The following is a 1582-nucleotide window of genomic DNA, read 5'->3' on the forward strand; positions in this document are numbered from 1 at the left end:
CCGCCGAGCGCTGCGCCGCCTCGGCCGCGGTCGCGGCGCAGACCCGCGACCAGGGCGCGCGCATCATCGACGCCGGCCTCGGCGCAGTGGCCAGGGGCGTCATTAAGTCGATGATCGCCCAGGACGTCGCCTTCCACGCCTTCCTCTACGCGGCCTCCGGCAACGCCATGATCGGCCCGAGTGCGGAGGTCCACTGGCGCTTCCTCCGCCGCGTGATGGGCGAGGTTCTGCGCCGGTCGGAGCCGCCGCCCAGCATCTGGCAGCAGCACGCCGCCATCCTGGAAGCCGTCGTCGCCGGCCACGCGATCGAGGCCGAGACGCGCACCGTCCGCCACATCTCCAGCGCCGCCGCCCGCCTCGCCGGCGCGACGGAAGACGACGCCACGGCCGCGGCCGCGCCCACACCCGCGCCCCGGGCCGGGCGCACGCGCGCCCAGCGAACGCCGACCCATCCGCGCCGCTGACGGGCGCGACCACCCACACTTACACGCGGCAGCAGACCGCACGGAAAGGAGAGGACGTGTCCCAGGCGACAGGCATGACCGCGGGCGCCGCCACGGCGACGGCGGAAGACCGGACCTATGCGAAGGTGACGCGGCGCATCGTGCCGTTTCTCTTCTTCTGCTACCTCGCGGCCTATCTCGACCGCGTCAACGTCGCCTTCGCGAAGCTGCAGATGCTCGACGACCTGCATCTGAGCGAGGAAGTCTATGCGTTCGGCGCCAGCATCTTCTTCATCGGCTACGTGCTGGTGGAGGTGCCGAGCAACGTCATCCTCCACCGCGTCGGCGCGCGGCTGTGGATCGCGCGCATCATGATCTCCTGGGCGCTGCTGTCGGGTGCCACCGCCTTCATCCACACCGCGCTGTCGTTCTACATCCTGCGCTTCCTGCTCGGCGTGGCGGAGGCCGGGTTCATCCCCGGCGTGCTGCTGTATCTGACCTACTGGTATCCAGCGCGTCGGCGCGGGCGGGTGACGGCGATCTTCCTCACGGCCATCCCGATGGCGAGCATCTGCGGCGGGCCGCTGTCCGGCTGGCTGCTGAAATCCTTCAACGGCGCGGGCGGCTTCGCCGGCTGGCAATGGCTGTTCCTGATCGAGACCGTGCCCTCGCTGATCCTCGGCATCGTCACGCTGTTCTACCTCGACGACCGCGTGGCCGGCGCGAAGTGGCTGACCGAGGACGAACGCGCGCTGGTCGCCGCCAACGTCGCGCGGGAGGAGGCGGACAAGCACGAGCACGCCCACCTCTCCGCCGCGTTCAAGACGCCGCGCGTGTGGCTGCTCGGCCTGATCTATTTCGGCATCGTCTGCGGCATCTACCTCAACAGCTTCTGGGTGCCGACCATCATCAAGCAGACCGGCATCGCCGACCCGTTCCGCATCGGATTGCTGACGGCGGCCCTGTACGCGGTGGCGATCGTCGCCATGATCGCGCTCAACAGCAGTGCCGACCGGATGCGCGAGCGGCGCTGGCACACCGTCGTCCCCTGCCTCGTCACCGCCGCGGGCTTCGCCGTCACCGCCTGGGCGCCGGGCAACGCGACCGTGGCGCTCAGCGGCCTCGTCCTCGCGGTGGCC

At 70.5% G+C, this 1582-nt stretch carries 2 protein-coding genes; both read left to right on the top strand.

All coding sequences use genetic code 11. The features are described 5' to 3' along the window. The coding region (locus B8460_RS10230) for an FCD domain-containing protein (protein ID WP_048861499.1) at positions 1-464 on the top strand (464 nt) is incomplete at its 5' end. 56 nt (positions 465-520) lie between these two features. After that, the coding region (locus B8460_RS10235) for an MFS transporter (RefSeq protein ID WP_199445602.1) at positions 521-1582 on the top strand (1062 nt) is incomplete at its 3' end.

It is taken from the genome of Acidisphaera rubrifaciens HS-AP3 (assembly GCF_000964365.1).
Taxonomy (GTDB): domain Bacteria; phylum Pseudomonadota; class Alphaproteobacteria; order Acetobacterales; family Acetobacteraceae; genus Acidisphaera; species Acidisphaera rubrifaciens.